The sequence below is a fragment of the Streptomyces sp. NPDC030840 genome (assembly GCF_055572015.1).
In genome coordinates this window covers 1-6660 of record NZ_JBVIEE010000032.1, presented here as the reverse complement: position 1 = coordinate 6660, position 6660 = coordinate 1, and the positions used below count along the sequence as shown (strand labels likewise).

Here is a 6660-nt window from a genome sequence, read left to right as displayed (position 1 = left end):
CCGGAAGGCGGCGCTGCGATGACCGGCAGCCCGGCGATGATCGGTGACCCCACGACGACCGGCAGCCCCGCAATAACCGGCGACCCCACGACGACCCGCAGCCCCGCGACAACCGGTGACCCCACGACGGCCGGCAGCCCCGCAATAACCGGCGACCCCACGACAACCGGCAGCCCCGCAATGACCGGCGACCCCACGACGACCCGCAGCCCCGCGACAACCGGTGACCCCACGACGGCCGGCAGCCCCGCAACAACCGGCGCCCCCGCGGGCGCCGTCCCGTGCACCGTCGACGCCGGCGGCTTCCCGCTGTCCGCGCTGTGGGCGCCGCCCTCCTCCGGCGCCGCCCCCCGCGCCACCGTGCTCGCCGTGCACGGGCGCGGGATGCGCGCCGCCTACTGGAACGCGTTCCTCCCGCTCGCGACCGCTCTCGGACACGCGGTGCTGGCCGTGGACCGCCCGGGATACGGGGCGTCCGCCCGGCACCTCCCGCAGGGCCTGCCGCTGGCCGAGCAGGCCGAGGCGCTGCACGCCGCTCTCCAGGACCACGCCCGCCGGCACGACGTGGGCGCCGGCGTGCTCCTCCTCGGCCACTCCGACGGGGGCAAGGCGGCCCTGCACGTCGCCGCCGCCGACCAGGGCGCCGTCCCGCTGCTGGGCCTCGACACCTCCGGCACCGGCTACCGCTACGACCCCGGCGCCCTCCACTTCCCCTCCACCCTCCAGGGCGGGGCGTTCCGCCTCAACTGGGGCCCGCTGAACCTGTATCCGCACGGTGCCTTCCGGGCCGGCAAGGAGCTCCTGTCCCCCGTGCCGGCCCACGAGTCCCGGGAGACCGTCCTGTGGCCGCGTCAGTACGAGGAGCTCGCCCCCCGCGTCCGCGTGCCGGTACGACTCACCTTCGCCGAGCACGAGGCGTGGTGGCGGCTGGACGACGCCACCGTCGAGGCGATGACGGCCCGTCTCGGCGCCGCCCCCTCGGTGACGGTCGACCGCCTGCGGGCAGCGGGCCACAACGTCTCGCTCGGCCACGCCGCTCCCGCCTACCACCTGCGGGTCCTCGCCTTCCTGGAGGAGTGCCTGACCTCCGCCGCCCGCACCCGCCCGTCCGCCGCTCCGCTCCCGTTCCACGCACGCTCCACGCCCGTACCACAGCGGGACGAGCGGAGACTGCCAGCCTGGCCATGACCAAGACCGTGTCCGGCCGTGTCCCCCATGAGCCACCGCACGTGTCAGCGGTCCGCCGCCGGCGCACGCCGCCGGCGGTTCGCCGGCCCGGAGTCCGGGGTACCGGTGCCACGGCCGCCGGGACTCCAGGCCTTCTCCAGCGGTCTCCCGGCGGGGGACGCGAGGCTGGTGACGGCACATGCCGTTCTCCCGGAGAGCGGCACGCACGACGTACCAGCGGCGTACCCGCGCCGCCCGCACACCCGCCGTGCCCGGACGGACCGGCGCCACACGGAGAACTGGAGGGAGCACCCATGTCGGCCGGCATCGCCATGGACGTGGCCGTCCTGCCCGGCGCTCCGCCCCGCCTCGCCCTGCGCGGTGTGCTCACCCCGGCCGCGCTGGCGGACGCGCTCGTCCTCCTGCCTCCCGGCACCGCCACCCTCCGGCGCCACACGGCGACCTTCCACACCCTCACCCTGCCCCTGCCGCCGTACCCGCCCGGCCCGCTCGCGGACCTGGCGGCCGACGCGCTCACCGCCCCCCTGACCGCCACCCCCCTGACCGCCACCCCGCCGCCGGCCGTCAGCGGTGCCGGGGCCTCCGCCGTCCTGCCCGCCACACCCGGCCAGCGGGACATCCTCCTCGACGCCCTGACGCGCCCCGACACCGCGCTCCACGTCGAACAGGCGCACTTCCGGTGGACGGGACCGCTCGACCCGAGCCGCCTCACCGCCGCCTGGCAGCGCCTGTACGACGGCGAGGCCGCGCTGCGGGCCGCCCTGGCCCGGCCCCGCCCCGGCGACCCGGCGCCCCTCGTGGCGGTCCACCCCCACGCCACCCCCCTCCTGGAATGGCACCGGGAGGACCGTGCCGACTGGCACGCCGTCATCCTCGGCGAGCGCAGAAGGGAGTTCGACCTCCACCGGCCGGGCGCCGCCCTGCGTGTCGCCCTGCTCCGGGAGAGCCACGACTGTGTGCGGATGCTGCTGACCTACCACCAGGCGCTGCTCGACGGGTGGAGCGTCCGGATCCTGCAGCGCGCCCTCCACCGCGCCTACCTGGCCGGCGGTCTCCCCACCGGCGGGAGCCGGCGGCCCGACATCCGCGACCACCGGCAGTGGCTCGCCGCCCAGGACACCGAACCGGCCCGCCGCCTGTGGCGGGGGCTGGCCGCCGAGTCGGCCGGCGCGATCACCCTCCCCGGCCGGCCGGGGCCGCGTGCCGCCCGCCCGCACCTGGACGCGCGCCCCCACGGCCGCGCACGGCAGCGCCTGTCCGACCGGCAGGCCCGCCGCCTCAGGGCGTGGGCCGCGGACCTCGGCGTGACGGAGAGCACCGCCCTGAACGCCGCGTGGGCCCTGCTGCTCCACCGGTGCGGTTCCCGGGACGGCGCCGCCGCCCCCGTGGCGTTCGCCGCCGCGGCCTCCGGCCGCGCCATCCCGCTGCAGGGCGCCGAACGGCTCGTCGGCCCGCTGCAGACCACCGTCCCGGTCCACGTCACCGTGGACCCGGCCCAGACGATGACGGGACTGCTGTCCGCCCTCGCCGAACGCGCGCTGCTCGCCGCGGCCCACGAGTGGCCCTCCCCGGGGCAGTTCGCGCGCTGGTCCCGCGAGGGCGACGGCCCCGTCCCCGAGACGCTGGTCTCGTTCCGCGCGACGTCGCCGGACCACGGCTCCCGCGACCCGCTGCTGGAAGAACTCGCCGGGGACGGAGTACGCGTCGGGGACACCGAGACGATCGGCGCGCACACCGCGCTTTCGTACACCGTCACCGCCGCGGTGAACGGCGACGGCACGCTGGTGCTCACGGCGGTCTACGACCGCACCCGCATCAGCGACTCGGACGGCGCCGAACTCCTCTCGCAGACCTGTCACCTGCTGAGCGCGTTCCCCGGGGCCGTCGGCGCCACCACCACCGTCGGCGACGCCCTGGCGCTCCTCGGCCAGGCCCCGTCGCCCCGGATCGCACCGGCCGCCGCGCCCGCCCTCCAGGACGCCGCGGGACCGCCCCCCGGGCCACGGCGGGACGGCGCGGGCACCATCTGCCTCATCCCGCACGCCGAGGCCCCGGACGACTGGCACCGGCTGGTGGCTGACGCCGCCCCCGCCCCCTGGACCGTCGCCACCGTGCCGGCCCCCGCCGACGCCCGAGCCTGTCTGACCCGGCTGCGCCCCGCCCTCGCCCGGGGCGATCGGGTCCTGCTCGCCGGCCACCCGGCGGCCGAGCCCCTCGCCCACGACGTGGCCGAACGCATCGCCGCCCACGGCTGGCACGCGCCGCTGGTCGTGATCGCCGGAGCGTCCGGCGACCGTCACCGTTCGGTCCGGGCCCTGGCCCGGACCCTTCGGGTGGCGGCCGCCGCCACCGGACAGCGGTGAACCACCCCGAACCCGAACCCCGTCCACCCCACGCCCCTTGAGCCCCAGGAGTGACATGTCCCGCCGCCTGTTCACCTCGGAGTCCGTGACCGAGGGCCACCCCGACAAGATCGCCGACCAGATCAGCGACACGATCCTCGACGCGCTGCTGCGCGAGGACCCGGCGTCCCGGGTGGCGGTCGAGACGCTGATCACCACCGGCCTGGTCCACGTCGCCGGCGAGGTCACCACCCGGGCCTACGCCCCGATCCCCCAGCTGGTGCGCGACACGATCCTCGGCATCGGCTACGACTCCTCCGCCAAGGGCTTCGACGGTGCCTCCTGCGGCGTGTCCGTCTCCATCGGCGCGCAGTCGCCCGACATCGCCCAGGGCGTGGACACGGCGTACGAGACCCGCGTCGAGGGTGCCTCCCGAGGGGAGAACGGGGACGAGCTGGACCGGCAGGGCGCGGGCGACCAGGGCCTGATGTTCGGCTACGCGACGGACGAGACGCCGACGCTGATGCCGCTGCCGATCTTCCTGGCGCACCGACTGTCCAGGCGCCTGTCCGAGGTGCGCAAGGACGGCACGATCCCCTACCTGCGCCCGGACGGCAAGACCCAGGTCACCATCGAGTACGACGGCGACAAAGCGGTCCGCCTGGACACCGTCGTCGTCTCCTCCCAGCACGCCTCCGACATCCACCTCGACTCCCTCCTGACCCCGGACATCCGCGAGGCCGTGGTCGAACACGTCCTGCACGGCCTCGGCCAGGACGGCGTCAAGCTGGACACCGAGGGCTACCGCCTCCTGGTCAACCCGACCGGCCGGTTCGAGATCGGCGGCCCGATGGGCGACGCCGGACTGACCGGCCGCAAGATCATCATCGACACGTACGGCGGCATGGCCCGCCACGGCGGCGGCGCCTTCTCCGGCAAGGACCCCTCCAAGGTGGACCGCTCCGCCGCGTACGCGATGCGCTGGGTCGCCAAGAACGTGGTCGCTGCGGGCCTGGCCTCCCGCTGCGAGGTGCAGGTCGCGTACGCGATCGGCAAGGCCGAGCCGGTGGGCCTGTTCGTCGAGACCTTCGGCACCGAGAAGGCCGGCGTGGACCGGATCCAGGCGGCCGTCCGCGAGGTCTTCGACCTCCGCCCGGCCGCCATCATCCGCGACCTGGACCTGCTCCGCCCGATCTACGCCCAGACCGCCGCCTACGGCCACTTCGGCCGCGAGCTGCCCGACTTCACCTGGGAGCGCACCGACCGGGCCACCGCCCTCCGCCAGGCGGCCGGCCTCTAGGCCCCCGGCAGCTCCTCGACAGCTCCTCGACACCCCTCTCCACGGTCTGCGGCACCCCGGCCGCCGACTTCTTCCGACCGCATCCGGGACGGCAGGAATGACACATCCACGAACCAGGGCCGCCGCCCTCCGGGAGGCTCTCGCGACCCGTGTGGTGGTCGCCGACGGGGCGATGGGCACCATGCTCCAGGCACAGGAGCCCACCCTGGAGGACTTCCAGAACCTCGAGGGCTGCAACGAGATCCTCAACGTCACCCGTCCCGACATCGTCCGCTCCGTCCACGACGCCTACTTCGCCGCCGGGTCGGACTGCGTGGAGACCAACACCTTCGGCGCCAACCTCAGCGCCCTCGGCGAGTACGGCATCGCCGGCCGTATCGGCGAGCTGTCGGAGGCGGGCGCGCGGATCGCCCGGGAGGCCGCCGACGCGTTCACCACGCGGACCGGCCTGCAGCGCTGGGTGCTGGGCCCCATGGGCCCCGGCACGAAACTCCCGACGCTGGGACACACCACGTACCCGGCGCTCCGCGACGCCTACCGGGCCAACGCGGAGGGCCTGCTCGCGGGCGGCGCGGACGCGCTGCTCGTGGAGACCACCCAGGACCTCCTCCAGACCAAGGCGGCGGTCGTCGCGGCCCGCCGCGCCATCGAGGCGGCCGGGCACGGCGTCCCGCTGATCGTCTCGGTGACCGTCGAGACGACCGGCACGATGCTGCTGGGCTCCGAGATCGGCGCCGCGCTGACCACGCTGGAGCCGCTCGGCATCGACATGATCGGCCTGAACTGCGCCACCGGCCCGGCGGAGATGAGCGAGCACCTGCGCTTCCTGTCCCGGCACGCGCGTATCCCGCTGCTGTGCATGCCGAACGCGGGCCTGCCCGTCCTCGGCGGCGACGGGGCCCACTACCCGCTGTCCCCGGCGGAGCTGGCACAGGCTCACGTGGACTTCGTGCGGGAGTACGGGGTGTCCCTGGTGGGCGGCTGCTGCGGCACGACGCCGGAGCACCTCCGGCAGGTCGTGGAGCGGGTGCGCGAACTCACGCCGGCACCGCGCGATCCCCGGCCCGAGCCTGGTGCCGCCTCGCTCTACCAGTCGGTGCCGTTCCGTCAGGACACCTCCTACCTGGCGATCGGGGAGCGGACGAACGCCAACGGCAGCAAGAAGTTCCGTGAGGCCATGCTGGAGGGCCGCTGGGACGACTGTGTGGAGATGGCCCGGGAGCAGATCCGTGAGGGCGCGCACATGCTGGACCTGTGCGTGGACTACGTGGGCCGGGACGGCGTCGCCGACATGCAGGAACTCGCCGGCCGGTTCGCCACCGCCTCCACCCTGCCGATCGTGCTGGACTCCACCGAGGTCGACGTCCTGCGGGCCGGTCTGGAGAAGCTGGGCGGGCGCGCGGTCGTCAACTCCGTGAACTACGAGGACGGCGACGGGCCGGACTCACGGTTCGCCAGGGTGACGCGGCTGGCGAAGGAGCACGGTGCGGCGCTGATCGCGTTGACGATCGACGAGGAGGGCCAGGCCCGGACGGCGGAGAAGAAGGTCGCCGTCGCCGAGCGGCTGATCGCGGACCTGACCGGCACCTGGGGCATCCGCGAGGAGGACATCCTCGTGGACTGTCTGACCTTCACGATCTGCACGGGCCAGGAGGAGTCCCGCAAGGACGGCATCGCGACGATCGAGGCGATCCGTGAGCTGAAGCGCCGTCACCCCGACGTGCAGACCACCCTCGGTCTGTCGAACATCTCGTTCGGCCTCAACCCGGCCGCCCGCATCCTGCTGAACTCCGTGTTCCTGGACGAGTGCGTGAAGGCGGGGCTGGACTC

The 6660-nt window shown here is 74.8% G+C and carries 4 protein-coding genes; all 4 read left to right on the top strand.

The window, feature by feature from the left end; all coding sequences use genetic code 11:
* Positions 1-180: 180 nt before the first annotated feature.
* Positions 181-1188, top strand: a complete 1008-nt coding sequence (locus ACZ49J_RS41065) for an alpha/beta hydrolase (RefSeq protein WP_467457635.1) — start codon at positions 181-183, stop codon at positions 1186-1188.
* A gap of 293 nt (positions 1189-1481) precedes the next feature.
* Positions 1482-3551: a condensation domain-containing protein gene (locus ACZ49J_RS41060; protein ID WP_467457634.1), complete on the top strand. Its 2070-nt coding sequence runs from the start codon at positions 1482-1484 to the stop codon at positions 3549-3551.
* 55 nt (positions 3552-3606) lie between these two features.
* Complete coding sequence (gene metK, locus ACZ49J_RS41055; protein WP_467457633.1) at positions 3607-4830, top strand: methionine adenosyltransferase; 1224 nt, start codon at positions 3607-3609, stop codon at positions 4828-4830.
* Positions 4831-4927: 97 nt separating this feature from the next.
* Positions 4928-6660, top strand: a 1733-nt coding sequence (locus ACZ49J_RS41050) for a homocysteine S-methyltransferase family protein (RefSeq protein ID WP_467457632.1), incomplete at its 3' end; no start/stop codon positions are given.

What these genes read in the sequence shown, in the direction of transcription:
- ACZ49J_RS41060 (WP_467457634.1), top strand. Translation starts at nt 1,482, where the DNA reads ATGTCGGCCGGCATCGCCATGGACGTGGCCGTCCTGCCCGGCGCTCCG.
- ACZ49J_RS41065 (WP_467457635.1), top strand. Translation starts at nt 181, where the DNA reads ATGACCGGCGACCCCACGACGACCCGCAGCCCCGCGACAACCGGTGAC.
- metK (WP_467457633.1), top strand. Translation starts at nt 3,607, where the DNA reads ATGTCCCGCCGCCTGTTCACCTCGGAGTCCGTGACCGAGGGCCACCCC.